Here is a 16526-nt window from a genome sequence, read left to right as displayed (position 1 = left end):
CATTCAGCAGTTTACACCTTTTCTTAACGCAAGATTTAGAAAAGGTGCACGAATGGCCCCCGACGGTCAGACCCTTGCCCCCAATGTCTACGACTCTGAGCCGATCCCCGATGCGGCCCGGGCTGAGATCGACAGGCTGCTGCAGTCGGGTGATCTCTTTCGCTACACCGCCCCGTCCGACGCTCCGGTCGCCTTGCTGGAAGCCGAGTTCGCAGAACTGCTTGGTGCGCGGTATGCATTGGCGGTGTCGTCCTGTTCGGCGGCGCTGTTCCTGTCCCTGAAGGCGCTTGACCTGCCAAAGGGTGCCAAGGTGCTGATCCCGGCCTTTACCTTCGCCGCAGTGCCGTCTTCGGTGGTGCATGCCGACTGCGAGCCGATGCTGGTCGAAGTGGGCGAGAACTACCGGGTCGACATGGCGGACTTCGCGGCAAAGCTGCCGGGGGCGGATGCGGTGATGATCAGTCACATGCGGGGGCATACCTCTGACATGGATGCGATCATGGCGCTGTGTGACGCGGCGGGCGTGCCGGTGATCGAGGATGCGGCGCACAGCCTGGGCACGGTGTGGGGCGGGCGGAACATCGGGACGATCGGGCGTGTCGGCTGTTTCAGTTTTCAGTCCTACAAGCTGGTGAACGCGGGCGAAGGCGGGATCATGATCACCGACGACCCCGAGATCGCCGCGCGGGCGATCATCATGTCGGGGGCCTACGAGACCAACTGGAAGAAGCATCCGGGCCTGACGAATTCCTGCGCGCACTGGCAGAACAAGCTGCCGCTCTACAACCTGAGGATGCAAAACCTGTCAGCGGCGGTGATCCGGCCGCAGTTGCCTTTGGTTGCCGAGCGGGTTGCGAAGGGCCGGGCGGGGCATGACCGGGTGGCGGGGTCGCTGAACCTGTCGGCGCATCTGGCGGTGCCGGAGGCTTTGGGGCCTGAGGAGCGGGCCCCGGATTCGATCCAGTTCAACCTCGTGGGGGGCTGGACAGATCGGCAGGCGACGGAGTTCCAGGCGGCCGCGAAAGCCCGGGGCGTGTCGGTCCAGGTCTTCGGATTGAGCGAGGGCAATGCGCGGGCCTTCTGGAACTGGCAGTTCCTGGGCGAGGTGCCGGACCTGCCGCAGACCCGGGCGATGCTGATGCGGGCCTGCGATGTGCGGCTGCCGGTGCGGCTGACGGAAGCGGAGCTGGACTATATCGCGGCGGCCATCGTCGATGCTGCGCAAGAGGTTCGCGGCTGATCTGTCCACCGTGGACAAGACGGCGGACCTTCATGAAATCAAGGCATTGGCGTTTTCCGTTAAGGATCGTCAAGGTTTGGCCGGGGTTCCCCCTCACCCGGGCCCTCTCCCCCTAGGGGGAGAGGGGACGTCTGGCCTTGCGGTGGCGCGGGACGTCTGGTGAGGCCCCTGGGCGCGGCGGTGGATGCCTCCGGCGGGGATATTTGGGCAAAGATGAAAAGCGCAGGCTGGCGGGTCAGAGGACGCGCAGATCGGGGGCGAGCCAGGGGGTCGACTTCAGGGCGGGGGCGATGACGACTTCCGCGATCAGCGGCTTCAGGCGCGCGGCGATCTGGGTCGGGACGTCCTGCAGGATGCCGGCGCGGGCCGAGAGCGAGAGGGTCCGCGAGAGTGCCGCGAAGGGCAGGGGGCGGACCTCGACCGAGGCGCGGAAGGCGCGGGCCTGGTGCAGCGCGAGGGGTGTGAGGATGGTCCAGCCTTCGCCGCCCGCGACCATCGCGAGGATCGCGGCGTAGCTGTCGAGTTCGAAGCGATGCGCGGGTTTCAACCCGTGGCGCGCGAGATGCGCGGCGATCTGACGGCCCATCAGGTGCCGGGCGGTGTAAAGGATGAGGGGCAGCTCCTCGATCCGGGCGCCGGGCGGGGCGACGGCCACGAAGGGTTCGGAGAGGATCGGGTGAACCTCGCGCCAATCTTCGGTCACGGCTTCGATGCTGCTGCTGTCGGCGGCGATGACGATGTCCAGGGCGCGGGCCTCAAGCTGGTCCATCAGGCGGTGGCTGGCGCCGGTTTCCAAGAGGAAGCGGCAGCCTTTCAGGTCCTTCGCGAGCGCAGAGAGCAGCCGCGGGGTCACGTCGCTGTCGAAATCCTCGATCACACCCAGGCGAAGGGTGGTCAGGCCGGAGAGGTCGGCCATCGCCAGTTCGGCGCGGGCTTCGGAGGCGGCGTTGAGGATGGTCTGGGCGTGGCGGCGGAACATGGCACCGGCGGGCGTCACCTGCACCGGGCGGCTGGCGCGGTCGAGCAGGATGGTGCCGAGGGCGGTTTCAAGCGCGGAGAGCTGCTGGCTGACGGCAGAAGGACTGACGCCAAGCCGACGGGCGGCCGCCGAAAGCGAGCCTTCTTCGGCGGCGGCGACGAAGACCTCGATCCCCCAGAGCGTGACGCGGCCTTCGGCTTCGGCCATCGGTCAGAGCTTGGAGAGTTTCTTCTGCAACTCGGCCAGTTGCTTCTTGATCTCGGCGATGTCGTCGGAGGAGGCAGGCGCTTCCTCGTCCTTGGCCGGGCCGGAGCCGGACCAGCCGGGCATCCCGACCATCATCGTCTTCAGGAAGGCTTCCTGCTGTTTGCGCAGCGCCTCGAATCCCGGCACGGCGGCAAGGGGGTTCGGAATGGCGGTCAGATTTTCCACCATCTTGGCCTGGCTGTCGCGCAGCATCTCGAACGAGGAGGCGAGGAACTGCGGCATGACCGCCTGCATCCCGGTCGCGTAGCTGCGGACGAGGTCGGTCAGGACGCCGACGGGCAGAACGCTTTCACCTTTGGATTCATGTTCGGCGACGATCTGGAGGAGATACTGGCGCGTGAGGTCATCGCCGGTCTTGAGATCGACGATCTGCACCTCGCGGCCCGCGCGAATGAAGCCGGCGATGTCCTCGAGGGTGACGTAATCCGACGTCTCGGTGTTGTAGAGACGGCGGCTTGCATAACGCTTGATCAGAAGCGGCTTGTCGGTGTCGGCCATGTGCTTCCCCTCCCCCAGGGACTTTCGCGCTTGCAGAGAAGCTTAGGGGAGCGTGCGGCAAAAAGAAAGCTTTCGCTGCGGGTCAGTTTGCGCGCGCGGCATCGGCGGCGGCGAAGTGGTCCAGCTGATCCTGCCGGGCCTTCAGGAAGGCGGGGCGGGTGAGGATGCGGTCGGTGTAGGCGGTGAGGGCCGGGTAGGGGCCAAGGGCGGCGCGCAGCGAAGGGACGCGCAGGATGTCGGCCATAAGGAGGTCGGCCACGGTGAAGCGGTCGGCAGCGAGGTAGTCGCGCCGCGCGAGGACGGCTTCAAGGCGCGAGAGGCGGGACTGGAGCCAGCCTTCCAGCGGGTTGTCGGCGGGCCTGGACAGGCCGATGAACCACCACGGGACCGTGACCATTTCCATCGAGTTCAACCCGGCGATCATCCATTCCAGCGTTTCGGCGCGGGCCTTCGGGGCCTTTGGCATGAGGGTTTCGGATTTTTCGGCAAGATGCAGAAGGCAGGCGCCGCTTTCGAACAGCGTGACTTCACCGTCGTGCAGCGCGGGGACCTGGGCGAAGGGCTGGCGGGAGAGGTGATCGGGTTCGCCTCGATCCTCGAACCTGACGGCGCGGATCTGGTAGGGAAGGCCCGCTTCTTCGCAGGCCCAGCGGAGGCGGATGTCGCGGACGTGGCCGCGCGGGGGTGGCGGGACCCAGTCGTAGGTCCAGATTGTCAGGGGGTTGGTCATGGCGCTTTCCCGTCCTGCCGAGCGTCAGGATAGGGGCAGGGAGCGACAAATAACAAGGCCCGGGGTTTCCCCCGGGCCTTAACAGCGTCCCTGTGGACGCCGAACTCGTTACGAATTACTTCGCAGCTGCAGCGGCTTTCTTGGCGACGTTGGTCACTTCGTTGGTGGCCTTCTTGACGGCGGCGGTCGCGTCTTCCGACATGTCCTTGCCAGCAGCCAGCATCAGCTCGACCGTTTCCATCTGCACTTTCTTGGCGACTTCGGCGAAGGCGGCCAGGTTCTCGGCAGCCATTTCGGCAGCGGCCGAAGCGAAATCGGTCATCGACTTGGTGTAGTCGGTCGGCTCGGCTTTGGCCTTGGCGATGTCGCCAACCTTGGCCAGCGCGTCCTTGGTCCACTTGGCCGAGATCTCGGTCGACTTTTCAGCGGCTTCGATCGCGACTTTCGAGAACTTCTCGGCGAAGGCGGCCTGGGTCTTGAACGCGTTCTGGAACGCCGAAGCGTCAACCGGGAACGAAGCCATCATGTCCTGCATGGTCTTGGCGAAATCGGGGGTCTTGGTCATTTCAATCTCCATGGGGCCAGCGAGGGGGGTAAGGATCGGCCCGTTTCCTGATGACAGACATATACGTGCTGCGGTGCAGCATTTCAAGTCTTTTTCTGCAATGCAGCAAAACCCCGGGTTGCGCCGGTTAACCCTGCGGAAAGCCGGTGAAATGTCAGAGCTGCGGCTGCGCCACGACGTAGGTGCCGGGTGCAGGGGCCAGCGAATCGGCGGGCAAGCGGGCGGGAATCATCGGGCCGGAGTGGCTTGCGAGCCAGGCACCCCAGCGCGGCCACCAGCTGCCCTTGTTGAAGGTCGCGGACTTGAGCCAGGCCTCGGGGTCGCCCGCGACGGGGGCGTCGTTGGTGTAGTGGCCGTACTTGTCCTTGGCGGGCGGATTGATGATCCCGGCGATGTGGCCGGATTGGGAGAGAAGGAAGGTCTTGTCCTTCGATCCCATCTGCTTGATGCCGTTGAAGCTGCCGCGCCAGTGCGCGATGTGATCGGTCTCACAGGCGACGGCGCAGACTGGAAGCTTGAGGTCGGAAAGGTGGACGGGTTTGCCGAACACCTGGAACTGACCCTTGGCGAAACCGTCGCCCTGACAGAGGCCGCGCAAGTATTCGACGGCCATCCTGGCGGGAAGGTTGGTGCCGTCGCCGTTCCAGTAAAGCAGGTCGAAAGCGGGCGGTGCCTCGCCCAGCATGTAGGACTTGATGGCGGGGGTGTAGATCAGGTCGTTCGAGCGCAGGAAACTGAAGGTCTTGCTCATGAAGAGCTTCGACAGGATGCCGTCGCGTTCGGTCTGGCGTTCGATACCGTCGACGAAATCGTCGTTGAGGAAGACGCCGACCTCACCGGGATCGGAGAAGTCAGTGAGGGTGGTGAAGAAGGTGGCGGTCTTCACCGTCTCGTCGCCCGCTTTCTGCAGGTGCGCAAGGGTCAGCCCCAGGGTGGTGCCCGCGATGCAGTAACCGACGGCGTTGATCTGCTTCTCGCCGGTGATGCGGCGCACCTCGGCCATCGCCCTCAGGTAGCCATCGCGGATGTAGTCGTCCATCGCGGTCCCGGCGTATGAGGCGTCGGGGTTGACCCAGGAGACGACGAAAAGGGTGAAACCCTGGTCCACGATCCACTTGATCAGCGAATTCGCGGGCTTGAGGTCCATGACGTAGAACTTGTTGATCCACGGCGGGAAGATCAGAAGCGGGGTCTTGTGGACCTTTTCCGTGGTGGGCGTGTACTGGATCAGCTCAAGCATCCGGTTGCGGTAGACGACCTCTCCGGGGGTGGTGGCGATGTTCTGGCCGACGTGGAACGCCTCCTTGTCGGCCAGCGTCACCAAGAGATCGCCCTGGTTCGACTCGATGTCGCGGACCAGATTTTCCAGGCCCTGGACGAGGGATTCGCCGTCAGTTTCAACGGCCTTTTCCAGCGCCTCGGGGTTGGTGCCCAGGAAATTGGTCGGTGAGAACATGTCGACAATCTGTTTGGTGAAATACTCGACCCGGCGTCGATCCTCGGGGGTCAGCGTCTCCATGTCGCCGACGGCGTTGCTGATCGCCTCGGAGTTCATCTGGTACTGCTGCTTGAGGTAATTGAAGAAGGGATGCGTCTCCCACAACGGGTTCTGGAAGCGGCGGTCCCTGGGGTTCGGATCGGGGGGGGCCTTGAACTCGCCCTTCGCAAGAGTCTGTTGTGCCTCGACATAATGCTTCAGCGTCTTGCCCCAGTAGTTCACCTGATGCTCGACCACCTTGGCGGGATTCGAGACCATCTCGGCGAAGTAGGCGGCGGCAGCCTTCATGTAGACGTCGGGCGCGGGTCCGTGCAGCGAGGGGTCGACCTGACGGCGATGGGTCATGGCCGCGGTCAGGCGCTTTGACAGTTCCTCAACCTTTGCAAGGTTAGCGTTGAGACGTTCGGTCCGCGCGAGTGCTGCTTTGGTCTCGGGGGTGCTGTCTTCTGTTGTCATGCTAACCATTCCCCCTTATCGTCGCCGCTGTGCAGCATAACGGTGCGAACCCTGCCCCGCCATGCGACATCCGCCCGCCCGGGGCAAGGAGATGTAATGAAGTATATGTTCACCTATGACCTGATGGAAAGCGCCCGCAACACGAATGAGTGGTTGGGCGCCTCGGCCAGGGCATTTGCCAGCTACCCGGCGTTTGCGATGTCGATGAACCCGATGCTGCCGATGATGGCGGCCTGGGGCGAGGTCACGGAACGGACCTTCAGCCGCATGATCGCCAAGCCCGACTGGGGCATCCGGTCGATCGTGGGGCCGGACGGACAGGACCACCTGGTCGATGTGACGAATATTGTCGAAAAGCCCTTCGGCAACCTGGTGCAGTTCTATGTGCGCCGCCGGTCGCCGATGGCGCGGAAGGTGCTGCTGGTCGCGCCGATGTCGGGTCACTATGCGACGCTCCTGCGGTCCACGGTTGCATCCTTGCTGCCCGATGCCGACGTTTTCGTGACGGATTGGCACAATGCGCGCGACATTCCGGTCAGCGCGGGCAAGTTCGATGTCGAGGACTATACGCTGTACCTGGCCGAATTCATGAAGGTGATGGGGCCAGACACCAATGTGATCGCAGTGTGCCAGCCGGTGCCGCTGACGCTTGCCGCAACCGCCTATCTGGCCGCCGAGGACCCGGACGCGCAGCCGAAATCGCTGATCCTGATCGGCGGGCCGGTCGACCCGGACGCCGCTGCGACCGAGGTGACGGATTTCGGCCGCAGGGTGACGATGGGGCAACTGGAGCACCTGGCGATCCAGAGGGTCGGTTTCAAATACAAAGGTGCGGGGCGGCTGGTCTATCCGGGGCTTCTGCAACTGCAAAGCTTCATCACCATGAACGCTGAACGTCACGGCAAGGCATTTTCCGAACAGATCATGCGAGCGGCCCGCGGTGAGTCGTCGGATCATGACGCGCACAACCGATTCTACGACGAATACCTGGCCGTGATGGACATGACGGCCGAATTCTACCTGTCGACGGTCGAGCGCATCTTCAAGAACCGCGAGATTGCCTTGAACGAGTTCGTGGTGGCGGGCCGCAAGGTGGACATGGGTGCGATCACCAAGGTCTCGGTGATGACGGTCGAGGGGGCCAATGACGACATTTCCGCGCCGGGCCAATGCGTTGCGGCGTTGAACCTGCTGACCGGACTGTCGGACGACAAGAAGGGCCACCACCTTGAACCCGGCGCGGGCCACTACGGCATCTTCGCGGGCAAGAGCTGGCGCTTGAACATCCGCCCGCTGGTGCTGAGCTTTATCGACCGTGCGGCGGGCAAGCCCAAGGCGAAGATCGCGCTCGCCTCGGCGCAGTAGCCCGTCAGGGCCGCTCGTCGTCGACGTCGTCGCTCCTCGCTCGGGAGGCTGCGCGCGGGTGGCTACCGGAGCATCAGCGTCGGCAACCGCCCCGCAAGGAAGGTATGCAGCAGTCTCGTGACCGCCTCGGGCTGTTCGAGTTGGGGCAGGTGGCCCGCTTCTGCAATGATCTCAAGGCAGCCCTGCGGCATCATCGCGGCCAGGAATTCGGCCCGGCGGCGGGGGACGAGGGTGTCGCTTTCTCCGGCAATGATCATCGTCGGCACATGCACCTTGCGCAGGGTCTTCTGCTGGTCGGGGCGCCGTTGCAGCACGCGCAGGTGACGCTGGAACTGGATCGGACCCAGGGTTTCCGCCATGTCCATGACCAGCGCCATCACCTCATCCCGCCAGGGGGCGTCATGCAGGGCGGTCGGCGGCAGCATCTGGGCCATGCATGCGGCAAGGTGACCGGTCTTTGCCGCGACGATCAGAGCTTCTTGCGCCGCAGCGCGCTGTGGGGTTTCGGGGATCGGGTCGGTGGCGATAAGGGCGATGCGGGTCACCGCCTCGGGCCGTTTGCGCATCAGCTCGATGGCGATGTTTCCACCCAGACCATGCGCGACGAGGGCGAACCGCGCCGGCAAGTGCGGAGAGATGTCGGCGGCGATCTTCTCGACGCTGTCGCCAAGGCCAGGGTTCAGAAGGATGACCGGCCGGTCAGCGCCCAGCCGTGCGAGCTGCGGCATGAAGCTGCGCGCGTCCGCCATGAATCCAGTGATCAGGACAACCGGCTCGACCGGGGTCGGGTTGCGAAGGACGAGTAGGTTCACATCACGAGCCTTCTGCGCAGGGTTTCTGCAAGCAGTGATCTTTGTCTTGTCCGAGGATATTCCACAAGCCTATGGATTCAAACCTGGATTTCGTTAGCCTGAAGATGAGCGGCGGAAAGGCCACATCAGCGGATGTTCGAAATCTTCAAGCCGGGACTTTCCTCCAGCGGCAGCGCCTCACGGGCGCGCAGCACGTCCTCGACCGCTTCGGTGACCATCGCCAGACAGGGCGGAGTCGAGAAACGGTGGTCGGCGTCCTTCACCAGCGTCAGCCGCAGGTCGGGACTGGAGATCTGGTGGAAAAGCGAGATGGCAACGGTCGGGGGCACGTCGATATCGGCGCTGCCCTGCAGCAGACGCACGGGCATGGGCAGGTGCAGGGGGCCGTTCATAACCAGGTTCTGCCGCCCGTCCTCGATCAGTCGCAGCGTGATCGGATAGGGTTCGTCGGAGTAGTCCGAAGGGCGCAGGAAAAGACCCTCTTCCAGCAGGGTCGTGCGTTCGGCGAGGGTGAACTCGGCCTCCCACATCCGCTCGGTGAAGTCGGGCGCAGCGGCGATGCCGACGAAGCCACCGACGCGGTCCGGCATGTCGCGGGCGAGCAGAAGCGAAATCCAGCCGCCCATCGAGGACCCGACCAGGATCTGCGGGCCTTCGGTCAGGACATCGATGACGGCGGCGGCATCCTCACGCCAGTCAGTGATCGCGCCGTCGACGAAGGCGCCGTGCGACTGGCCGTGGCCGGAGTAGTCGAAGCGCAGGAAAGCGCGGCCCGTCGCCTCGGCCCAGGCTTGCAGGGCCTGGGCCTTGGAGCCGGTCATGTCAGATCGGAAACCGCCGAGGAAGACCACTCCCGGCCCTTTGCCGGGGGTCTGGTGGTAGGCGATGTGGCGGCCTTGCGGGGTGGTCAGAAAGGTTGTCATGGCAGGAAGATAGCAATCGTCCGGGCGTTTCGTCAGGGCGGCCGCAACCGACGGGCGAAGAACCGCGCATGGCTTGACTTGGCGCGCGTGCGGGGGCATCTAGCGCGCCGACATAACCCGCAACCGGGCGTTTCGTAGGCGCCAAACTGACGAGGAGCAGGCCCATGAGCCAGATTTCCCTGACATTTCCCGACGGAAACAAGCGCGTGTATGACGCGGGTGTGACGCCTGCCGAAGTGGCGGCCAGCATTGCCCCGTCCCTGGCCAAGGCGTCGATCTCGGCGCAGGTGGACGGCAAGCACTGGGATATGCAGTGGCCGATCCACGCGGACGCGACCATCGCGCTGAACACGATGAAGGACGATGCCGCGGCGCTGGAGCTTATCCGGCACGATCTGGCGCACATCATGGCGCGGGCGGTTCAGGAAATCTGGCCGGAGGTGAAGGTTACCATCGGGCCGGTGCGGGATTACGGCTGGTTTTACGATTTTGACCGGGAAGAGCCGTTCACGCCCGAGGACCTGGGCCAGATCGAAGCGCGGATGAAGCAGATCATCAACGCGCGCGATCCGGTGAAGACCGAAGTCTGGCCACGTGAAAAGGCGGTGGAGTATTACCGGGGCCGCCACGAACCCTTCAAGCTGGAGCTGATCGACCGCATCCCCGAGGGTGAGGATTTGCGGATGTACTGGCACGGGGACTGGCAGGACCTGTGCCGGGGGCCGCATCTGCAGCACACGGGGCAGGTTCCTGCGGACGCGTTCAAGCTGACGCATGTGGCGGGGGCCTACTGGCTGGGCGATGCCTCGCGCCCGATGCTGCAGCGCATCTACGGCGTGGCTTTCAAGAACCGCGACGACCTGAAAGCGCACCTGACGATGCTGGAGGAGGCCGCCAAGCGCGACCACCGCAAGCTTGGCCGCGAGATGGAGTTGTTCCATCTGCAGGAAGAAGCCCCGGGCATGGTCTTCTGGCACCCGAACGGCTGGACGATCTATCGTCAGCTTGAGGATTACATGCGTGGGCGGCTGCGGCAGGCCGGGTATAAGGAAATCAAGACGCCGCAGGTCGTGGACCGCGTGTTGTGGGAGAAGTCCGGCCACTGGGAGGCCTACCGCGAGAACATGTTCATCGTCGAGGTGGACGAAGATGGCGCCAAGGAAAAGCGGATCAACGCGCTGAAGCCGATGAACTGCCCCTGCCATGTGCAGGTCTTCAACCAGGGCCTGAAGTCCTACCGCGACCTGCCCTTGCGGCTTGCGGAATTCGGATCGTGCCACCGATATGAATCGTCGGGGTCCATGCATGGTCTGATGCGGGTCCGCGGCTTCACGCAGGACGATGCACATATTTTCTGCACGGAAGACCAGATCGAGGCGGAATGTGCGGGATTCATCGCGCTGCTCTCCAGCGTCTACAAGGACCTGGGCTTCGAAAAGTTCGACATCAAGCTGTCCACCCGCCCGGACGTTCGCGTGGGCAGCGACGAAATCTGGGACAAGGCCGAATCCGCGCTGGAAGGCGCGATCAAGGGCCTGGACCTGCCTTACGAGATCAATCCTGGCGACGGGGCCTTCTACGGGCCGAAGCTGGATTTCAAGCTGACCGATGCCATCGGCCGCGAATGGCAGTGCGGGACGTTCCAGGCCGACTTCAACCTGCCGGTGCGGCTGGACGCGGAATATGTCGGCGAGGACGGGATGAAGCATCGTCCGGTCATGCTGCACCGCGCGGTGCTGGGGTCGTTCGAGCGCTTTATCGGCATCCTGCTGGAAAACTACGCCGGGAGACTTCCGTTCTGGCTGGCCCCGCGTCAGGTCGTCGTGGCCTCTATTGTGTCGGACGCCGACCCCTTCGTGCATGAGGTCGTGGCCGCCCTCCGCAAGGCGGGCGTCCGCGTCGAGGCCGACGTGCGCAACGAAAAGATCAACTACAAGGTCCGCGAACATTCCGTCGGCAAGGTTCCGGTGATCCTGGCCATCGGGATGCAGGAAGTGGAAGGCAGAACTGTTTCAGTTCGGCGTCTGGGAGAGACGCGGACTGAAACGATTTCGCTTGATCAAGCGGTCGCTGTCTTCGGATTCGAGGCGCTGCCCCCGGCGGGTAACTGAGCTAACCCATTGGTCCTGAATTGATCAGCCCCGGCCCTGGCCGGGGCTTTTCCGTTTGTGCGTTGGCGGAGGGTCTTCACGAAAGCGTGGGGACCCACCCCTTGGCTGTAACCTCTGGCGCACGGTTCCGAACTGTATCCTGCATCGCCCTGAAAGCGGCCGAAGCACGCACGTCGGACCTTGTCCAAGATCAACCAACCGAAGGGAAACTTCCATGACCAACCAATCCAAATCGCTTGTCATCGCCGGCGCTCTTGCCACTGCCCTGTCGGGCATCGCCGGGATGGCCCATGCCCAGGAAAACGAAAAGTGCTTCGGCGTGGCGCTGGCGGGTCAGAACGACTGCGCGGCCGGCGAAGGCACCACCTGCGCCGGGACCTCGAAGGTCGACTATCAGGGTAACGCCTGGACGCTGGTCCCGGCTGGCACCTGCGAGACGATGGAACTGCCCGCCGGGATGGAAGGGATGGAGCGCAAAGGCTCGTTGACCGCGCTGGACCGCGACCTTCCGAAGGCCTGACACCGCTTGCCCCCTGGTCCTTCGGGGTCGGGGGGCACCTTTCCCTGGGGGGACAAGATGCTTGACCAGACCCTGAACGGGCTGCCCGCAAAGCCGGGCGTGGGCTACAAGCCGCAGCACTTTGCCGCGATCCTGGCCGATCCTGGCCCGGTCGGCTGGCTGGAAGTTCATGCCGAGAATTATCTGGGCGCAGGGGGCCGCCCCCTCGCGCAGCTGCGACATCTGGCCGAACGCTTCCCGATCTCGGTGCATGGCGTGGGCCTGTCGATCGGCGGCGAGGGCGCGCTGGACCGCGACCATCTGGACCGGCTGAAACAGCTGTGCGGCTGGCTGAACCCCGCCAGCTTCTCGGAACACCTGGCCTGGTCAACCCACGACGGGGCCTTTCTGAACGACCTTCTGCCCTTGCCCTACACGCCCGCGACGCTGGCCCGGGTCTGCGACCACATCGACCAGGTGCAAGAGGTGCTGGGCCGCCGGATGCTGCTTGAGAACCCCTCGACCTACATCGCCTTTGCCGAAACGGCGATGGACGAGGTGGACTTCCTGGGCGAAATCGCGCGCCGCACCGGATGCGGTCTGCTGCTGGATGTGAACAACGTCTATGTCTCTGGCACCAATCAGAATTATGACCCGCAGTCCTATCTGGATGCCTTCCCGCTGCATCTGGTGGGCGAGATCCATCTGGGCGGCCATGATGAGGACCTGGACGATCAGGGGCGGCGGCTACTGATCGACAGCCACGGGGCCGAGGTGGTGGACCCGGTCTGGGCGCTTTACGCACGGGTGATCCGCAAGGCCGGGCCGCGGCCGACGCTGATCGAATGGGACAACGATGTGCCCGACTGGCCGGTCCTGGCCGCCGAGGCCGCCTGCGCCGCCCGCCTGCTGGAGCCGGTGGCATGAGCCAGACGCTGTTTGCCCAGGCGCTGCTGAACCCCGATGCAGCTCTGCCGCCGGGGCTGGTCGACCCCGAGGGACTGCCCGCGCCGAAGCGGTTTTCGGTCTACCGCAATAACGTCGCGTCCTCGCTGACCCGGGCGCTGGAGGCCGGGTTTCCGACTGTCCGTGCCCTGGTCGGCGACCCGTTCTTCGCGGCGATGGCGCTGATCTTCCTGCGCGCGCATCCGCCCCGGTCGCGGATGCTGATGCTGTACGGCGATGAGTTCCCGGCTTTTCTTGCCGGTTTCCCGCCGGTTGCACATCTGGGCTACCTGCCCGACGTGGCACGGCTGGAGCTTGCGATGCGCGAAAGCTACCACGCCGCCGACAGCACCCCGCTGCCCGAAGCGGAGTTCCAGCGTCTGCTGGGCGCTGAAATTGCCGGGCTGCGGCTGCGGCTGGCTCCGGCGGTGCGGCTTCTGCGGTCGAACTGGCCGGTGGTGTCGATCTGGGCGACGCACCACGAGGATGGGCCAAAGCCCCGACCTGTGGCCGAAGACGCGCTGATCCTGCGCCCTGATTTCGACCCGCACCCGCATCGCTTGCCGACAGGCGGCGCGGACCTTGTCGACGGCCTGCTGTCCGGTCGGACGCTTGGCGAAAGCCTGGACAAGGCCGGGCCGGGGATGGACCTGGCCGCAATCCTTGGCCTTTTGATTTCGGGCCGCGCCATCATCGGAGTTTCGGAATGACCCTCTACGCCCGCGCCGCCGCTGTCCTGGACCGTCAGACCGACTGGGTGCTGCCCTCGCTTGCCCGCCTGATCTTTGCCGCCGTCCTTCTGGGTTATTTCTGGACTTCGGCACTGACCAAGTTCGATGGACCTATCGCGCCGTCCGTGGGGGCCTATGCCCAGATCTTCCCCAAGGCCTTCGAGGCCGTGGGCTACGATCCCTCGGGCCTGTCAATCTGGCACGCGCTGGTCGTTCTGGCGGGGGGCTATGCCGAGTTTCTGCTTCCCGCCCTGATCGTCCTTGGCCTTGTGACCCGGCTGGCGGCGCTTGGCATGATGGGCTTCGTCGTGGTGCAAAGCCTGACCGACATCATGGGCCACGGGGCTTCGGCCGGAGCCTGGTTCGATCGCGCCTCGGATGCGCTGATCCTGGACCAGCGAGCGCTGTGGCTGCTGCTGCTTGCTGTTTTGTTGTGCAAGGGGGCAGGGCCGCTTTCGGCAGATCGCTACCTTGGGGTTGAGCCTGCTCGCCTTGCAGCTTGATTTTCGGCGAATCCTTGGCATCATCGCGGCAGTGACGACAGATTTCCTGCCCGGCTCTCGGAACGAAGCCTTGGAAGACCTGGTGGCACGGCCCGCGGCAATGGCGCCGCGGGGGGTTCTGAGAGGAGAAGCGGAATGCCGACAGGCACCGTGAAGTGGTTCAATTCGACCAAGGGCTATGGCTTCATCGCGCCGGATGATGGCGGCAAGGATGTGTTCGTCCACATCTCGGCCGTGGAACGTGCTGGGCTGAAGGGTCTCAGCGACAACCAGAAGATCGGCTACGAACTGCAGTCGGGCCGCGACGGCAAGCAGTCTGCCGGCGATCTGCGTCTGCTCTAACTGGTCAGCGCGGCTTCGGTCGCGCTGTCCCAGCCCAGGAACCAGCGATCCCCGTCCTGGATGACCGGCCGCTTCATGACGGTCGGCTGCGCCATGATCTGCGCTTCGGGGTCGGAGGCTTTCAGGAAATCATTGAAGCTGCGGTAGGTGGTGGACTGCTTGTTCACCGCCTGATCGCCGAACTCGTGGACGATGCGGTCGACCTCGGCCTGCGTCAGGGGGTTGGCCCGGATGTCCCGGAAGGCGACTTCCTTCCCGGCCCGTTCCAGGGTCTTGAGGGCCTTCTTGCAGGCGTCACAGGTCGAGATGCCGTAAAGGATCATGGGGACTCCTTGGCCAGACGGGGCAGGTTGGCCGTTGCAAATGAATTCAACGGCTTGGCTGCTGCCATTTGTCCCTTGCTACCACAAGCCAACGGCGGGCGCAAAGCCAACTCAGCCGTGGATCATGCGGGTGATCGTCACCCCCGCCCAGGCGGAGAAGGCCGTCAGGACCCCGCCCCAGGTGACATCGGTCACCACCATCGTCCAGTGCCAGTCCTTCATTACGCTCCATGAGGTGAACTCATAGGTGCCATAGGCCATCAGACCGATGATGAGAGCCGGAAGGATGACAGGAGAGCCGGTTTTCAACGCCGGGAGGGAGACCAGGTAGACCAGCCCCGCAACATAGGCGAGGTAGAAAAGGGCTGCAGGCGCGATACGGATCGGTTCGGCCAGAAGCGGGCCGATGTGGCGGGTGAAGAGCGGTTTCATCACCAGCGTCAACATGATCGCATCGAGGATCAGGAAGACGGCGGCGGTTGCGGCGTAGAGGGTGAGGGTCATCTTTGGCTCCTTCGGCGGAAAAGGTAGCATGGCCGCAGGGTCTGACCAGCGGCGGCTTGCAACCATCTTCGAAACTGCGCGTTATCCCGGCAGAAGCGGCCCCTGCGCCGCGCTTCTAGGAAAGGATCCCGCGATGCGGACGTTCACTTTGCCCCTCGCCCTGGCTGCCGGTCTTGGGCTGACTGCCCCGGCCCCAGCGCAGAACCTGGAGGACGTGATCGGGGGAATCGCCCAGACTCTGATCCAGCAGGAACTGGACAAGAACGCCTATCTTGCGGCGCAGGAGGCGAATACGGCCGCCGCCTACCGTGATTATCTGGCGAAGTTCCCGAAGGGTGCCTACCGGGTGAACGCCGAGCGGGCGCTGGAGCGGCTGGGCGCCTCGACCGAGGCGTCGTCGGCAGCACAGGCCGAGGCGCGGCTGGGGATCACGTTTGCCCAGAAGGTCGGGGTGCAGCGGGAGCTGACGCGGCTGGGCTACCGGACCTATGGGACGGACGGCGTCTGGGGGAAAAACACCCGGACGGCCATCGCGACCTGGCAGCGCGACCGGGGTGACAAGGTGACCGGCTACGTGACCGAGGCTCAGTTGCGGCTGCTGCTGCGGGGCGCGGTGGTGACGACGCCGCCTGCGGATGACGGCGGCACGGTGGGGACGAGCCCGGTTGCGGTCGAGGCGGCGCTGAAGCTGACGCGGACGCAGAGGGTGGAAATCCAGCGGCAGCTGTCGGCACTGGGGTTTGACACCGGGGTTGCGGATGGGCTGTGGGGGGCGAAGACCCGGACAGCGATCAAGGCGTGGCAGCGGGCGAACCGGCAAACCCAGACCGGGTACGTGACGGCGGCGCAGGTCAAGCTGATCCGGCAGCAGGCGGGGTCTTCGACGCCCACCCCGGGGACAGACAACGAGGCGGCGCTGGAGGAGAGCCTGTTGGGGCTGACCCGGACGGAACGGGTTGACCTGCAGCGGCGGCTGACCCGGCTGGGATATGAGACGCTGCGGACCGACGGGACCTTCGGGCCGGGCACGCGCCGGGCCATCGCGGAGTGGCAAGCGGACGAGGGGGAGCCGGCGACGGGGTACCTGACCGCGGATCAGGTTCGTTTGATCCGGGTGGAAACCGGGGGGTGATGGGGGCCGCAAGGGACTCCCTGTTCACGGTGGACATTTTTGGATTATGTTTTGGGTTCAATGGGTTGGGCGTGGGCGTTAGGGATTTGGCAAGGGGGTGGTT

18 protein-coding genes are annotated in these 16526 nt (G+C 64.6%); 9 read left to right on the top strand and 9 right to left on the bottom strand.

Going from position 1 to position 16526, the window contains the following annotated elements; all coding sequences use genetic code 11:
- The first annotated feature begins 52 nt into the window (after positions 1-52).
- Positions 53-1240, top strand: coding sequence for a DegT/DnrJ/EryC1/StrS aminotransferase family protein (locus Q8M85_RS06865; RefSeq protein ID WP_305542021.1), 1188 nt, complete (start codon positions 53-55; stop codon positions 1238-1240).
- Positions 1241-1475: 235 nt separating this feature from the next.
- Here the strand turns inward: Q8M85_RS06865 and Q8M85_RS06860 are convergent, their stop codons facing one another.
- From Q8M85_RS06860 to Q8M85_RS06840, 5 genes are all read right to left on the bottom strand, one after another.
- Positions 1476-2426, bottom strand: a complete 951-nt coding sequence (locus Q8M85_RS06860; RefSeq protein WP_305542019.1) for a LysR family transcriptional regulator — start codon at positions 2424-2426, stop codon at positions 1476-1478.
- Positions 2427-2429: 3 nt separating this feature from the next.
- Entirely contained in the window at positions 2430-2984 is a 555-nt protein-coding gene (gene phaR / locus Q8M85_RS06855) for a polyhydroxyalkanoate synthesis repressor PhaR (RefSeq protein WP_305542016.1), read from the bottom strand.
- A gap of 82 nt (positions 2985-3066) precedes the next feature.
- The gene (locus Q8M85_RS06850) at positions 3067-3714 is read right to left on the bottom strand and encodes a glutathione S-transferase family protein (protein WP_305542014.1); all 648 of its coding nucleotides are present in this window, start codon (positions 3712-3714) and stop codon (positions 3067-3069) included.
- 115 nt (positions 3715-3829) lie between these two features.
- Positions 3830-4279 carry a Phasin gene (locus Q8M85_RS06845; RefSeq protein ID WP_305542012.1) on the bottom strand — a complete coding sequence of 150 codons (450 nt, stop codon included), beginning with the start codon at positions 4277-4279 and terminating at the stop codon, positions 3830-3832.
- Positions 4280-4433: 154 nt separating this feature from the next.
- Positions 4434-6233, bottom strand: coding sequence for an alpha/beta hydrolase (locus tag Q8M85_RS06840; protein ID WP_305542009.1), 1800 nt, complete (start codon positions 6231-6233; stop codon positions 4434-4436).
- A gap of 96 nt (positions 6234-6329) precedes the next feature.
- Here Q8M85_RS06840 and phaZ point away from each other — a divergent pair, with 96 nt between their 5' ends.
- Entirely contained in the window at positions 6330-7598 is a 1269-nt protein-coding gene (gene phaZ / locus Q8M85_RS06835) for a polyhydroxyalkanoate depolymerase (protein ID WP_305542006.1), read from the top strand.
- Between the two features lie 62 nt (positions 7599-7660).
- Here the strand turns inward: phaZ and Q8M85_RS06830 are convergent, their stop codons facing one another.
- Both Q8M85_RS06830 and Q8M85_RS06825 read right to left on the bottom strand, forming a co-directional pair.
- Positions 7661-8410 carry an alpha/beta fold hydrolase gene (locus tag Q8M85_RS06830; protein ID WP_305542004.1) on the bottom strand — a complete coding sequence of 250 codons (750 nt, stop codon included), beginning with the start codon at positions 8408-8410 and terminating at the stop codon, positions 7661-7663.
- Between the two features lie 125 nt (positions 8411-8535).
- Positions 8536-9333 carry a carboxylesterase gene (locus tag Q8M85_RS06825; protein ID WP_305542001.1) on the bottom strand — a complete coding sequence of 266 codons (798 nt, stop codon included), beginning with the start codon at positions 9331-9333 and terminating at the stop codon, positions 8536-8538.
- A 164-nt stretch (positions 9334-9497) separates the two neighbouring features.
- Between Q8M85_RS06825 and thrS the strand changes: the two genes are divergently transcribed.
- The 6 genes from thrS to Q8M85_RS06795 all read left to right on the top strand — a co-directional run bounded on the left by thrS (position 9498) and on the right by Q8M85_RS06795 (position 14464).
- Positions 9498-11444: a threonine--tRNA ligase gene (gene thrS / locus Q8M85_RS06820; RefSeq protein WP_305541998.1), complete on the top strand. Its 1947-nt coding sequence runs from the start codon at positions 9498-9500 to the stop codon at positions 11442-11444.
- A 214-nt stretch (positions 11445-11658) separates the two neighbouring features.
- Positions 11659-11964 carry a DUF2282 domain-containing protein gene (locus Q8M85_RS06815; protein ID WP_305541995.1) on the top strand — a complete coding sequence of 102 codons (306 nt, stop codon included), beginning with the start codon at positions 11659-11661 and terminating at the stop codon, positions 11962-11964.
- Positions 11965-12021: 57 nt separating this feature from the next.
- Positions 12022-12870, top strand: a complete 849-nt coding sequence (locus Q8M85_RS06810) for a DUF692 domain-containing protein (protein WP_305541992.1) — start codon at positions 12022-12024, stop codon at positions 12868-12870.
- A complete protein-coding gene (locus Q8M85_RS06805) occupies positions 12867-13598 on the top strand; it encodes a DUF2063 domain-containing protein (protein ID WP_305541989.1) in 732 nt (243 codons plus the stop codon). Before Q8M85_RS06810 ends, Q8M85_RS06805 begins: the two co-directional genes overlap by 4 nt.
- Entirely contained in the window at positions 13595-14122 is a 528-nt protein-coding gene (locus tag Q8M85_RS06800) for a DoxX family protein (protein WP_305541986.1), read from the top strand. The genes Q8M85_RS06805 and Q8M85_RS06800 overlap by 4 nt, the downstream gene beginning before the upstream one ends.
- Before the next feature lie 135 nt (positions 14123-14257).
- The gene (locus Q8M85_RS06795; protein ID WP_128514143.1) at positions 14258-14464 is read left to right on the top strand and encodes a cold-shock protein; all 207 of its coding nucleotides are present in this window, start codon (positions 14258-14260) and stop codon (positions 14462-14464) included.
- On the opposite strand, the gene Q8M85_RS06790 is transcribed toward Q8M85_RS06795, so the two are convergent.
- Both Q8M85_RS06790 and Q8M85_RS06785 read right to left on the bottom strand, forming a co-directional pair.
- Positions 14461-14787: an arsenate reductase family protein gene (locus Q8M85_RS06790; RefSeq protein WP_305541983.1), complete on the bottom strand. Its 327-nt coding sequence runs from the start codon at positions 14785-14787 to the stop codon at positions 14461-14463. The two genes, Q8M85_RS06795 and Q8M85_RS06790, sit on opposite strands and share 4 nt — an antisense overlap.
- Before the next feature lie 111 nt (positions 14788-14898).
- Positions 14899-15291, bottom strand: a complete 393-nt coding sequence (locus Q8M85_RS06785) for a DUF2177 family protein (protein WP_305541980.1) — start codon at positions 15289-15291, stop codon at positions 14899-14901.
- Positions 15292-15424: 133 nt separating this feature from the next.
- On the opposite strand from Q8M85_RS06785, the gene Q8M85_RS06780 reads away from it, so the two are divergent.
- Positions 15425-16423, top strand: coding sequence for a peptidoglycan-binding protein (locus tag Q8M85_RS06780; protein ID WP_305541977.1), 999 nt, complete (start codon positions 15425-15427; stop codon positions 16421-16423).
- The last annotated feature ends 103 nt before the right edge of the window (positions 16424-16526 follow it).

Origin of the sequence: Tabrizicola sp. (genome assembly GCF_030694085.1) — a bacterium.
Lineage (GTDB): Bacteria > Pseudomonadota > Alphaproteobacteria > Rhodobacterales > Rhodobacteraceae > Tabrizicola.
This window is presented reverse-complemented; position numbering and strand designations above follow the sequence as displayed.

Excerpts from the sequence above, each read along its gene's own strand:
- Q8M85_RS06800 (WP_305541986.1), top strand. The coding sequence starts at position 13,595 with ATGACCCTCTACGCCCGCGCCGCCGCTGTCCTGGACCGTCAGACCGAC.
- Q8M85_RS06795 (WP_128514143.1), top strand. The coding sequence starts at position 14,258 with ATGCCGACAGGCACCGTGAAGTGGTTCAATTCGACCAAGGGCTATGGC.
- phaR (WP_305542016.1), bottom strand. The coding sequence starts at position 2,984 with ATGGCCGACACCGACAAGCCGCTTCTGATCAAGCGTTATGCAAGCCGC.
- phaZ (WP_305542006.1), top strand. The coding sequence starts at position 6,330 with ATGAAGTATATGTTCACCTATGACCTGATGGAAAGCGCCCGCAACACG.
- Q8M85_RS06810 (WP_305541992.1), top strand. The coding sequence starts at position 12,022 with ATGCTTGACCAGACCCTGAACGGGCTGCCCGCAAAGCCGGGCGTGGGC.
- Q8M85_RS06815 (WP_305541995.1), top strand. The coding sequence starts at position 11,659 with ATGACCAACCAATCCAAATCGCTTGTCATCGCCGGCGCTCTTGCCACT.
- Q8M85_RS06790 (WP_305541983.1), bottom strand. The coding sequence starts at position 14,787 with ATGATCCTTTACGGCATCTCGACCTGTGACGCCTGCAAGAAGGCCCTC.
- Q8M85_RS06780 (WP_305541977.1), top strand. The coding sequence starts at position 15,425 with ATGCGGACGTTCACTTTGCCCCTCGCCCTGGCTGCCGGTCTTGGGCTG.
- Q8M85_RS06845 (WP_305542012.1), bottom strand. The coding sequence starts at position 4,279 with ATGACCAAGACCCCCGATTTCGCCAAGACCATGCAGGACATGATGGCT.
- Q8M85_RS06850 (WP_305542014.1), bottom strand. The coding sequence starts at position 3,714 with ATGACCAACCCCCTGACAATCTGGACCTACGACTGGGTCCCGCCACCC.
- Q8M85_RS06805 (WP_305541989.1), top strand. The coding sequence starts at position 12,867 with ATGAGCCAGACGCTGTTTGCCCAGGCGCTGCTGAACCCCGATGCAGCT.
- thrS (WP_305541998.1), top strand. The coding sequence starts at position 9,498 with ATGAGCCAGATTTCCCTGACATTTCCCGACGGAAACAAGCGCGTGTAT.
- Q8M85_RS06860 (WP_305542019.1), bottom strand. The coding sequence starts at position 2,426 with ATGGCCGAAGCCGAAGGCCGCGTCACGCTCTGGGGGATCGAGGTCTTC.
- Q8M85_RS06825 (WP_305542001.1), bottom strand. The coding sequence starts at position 9,333 with ATGACAACCTTTCTGACCACCCCGCAAGGCCGCCACATCGCCTACCAC.
- Q8M85_RS06865 (WP_305542021.1), top strand. The coding sequence starts at position 53 with ATGGCCCCCGACGGTCAGACCCTTGCCCCCAATGTCTACGACTCTGAG.
- Q8M85_RS06785 (WP_305541980.1), bottom strand. The coding sequence starts at position 15,291 with ATGACCCTCACCCTCTACGCCGCAACCGCCGCCGTCTTCCTGATCCTC.
- Q8M85_RS06840 (WP_305542009.1), bottom strand. The coding sequence starts at position 6,233 with ATGACAACAGAAGACAGCACCCCCGAGACCAAAGCAGCACTCGCGCGG.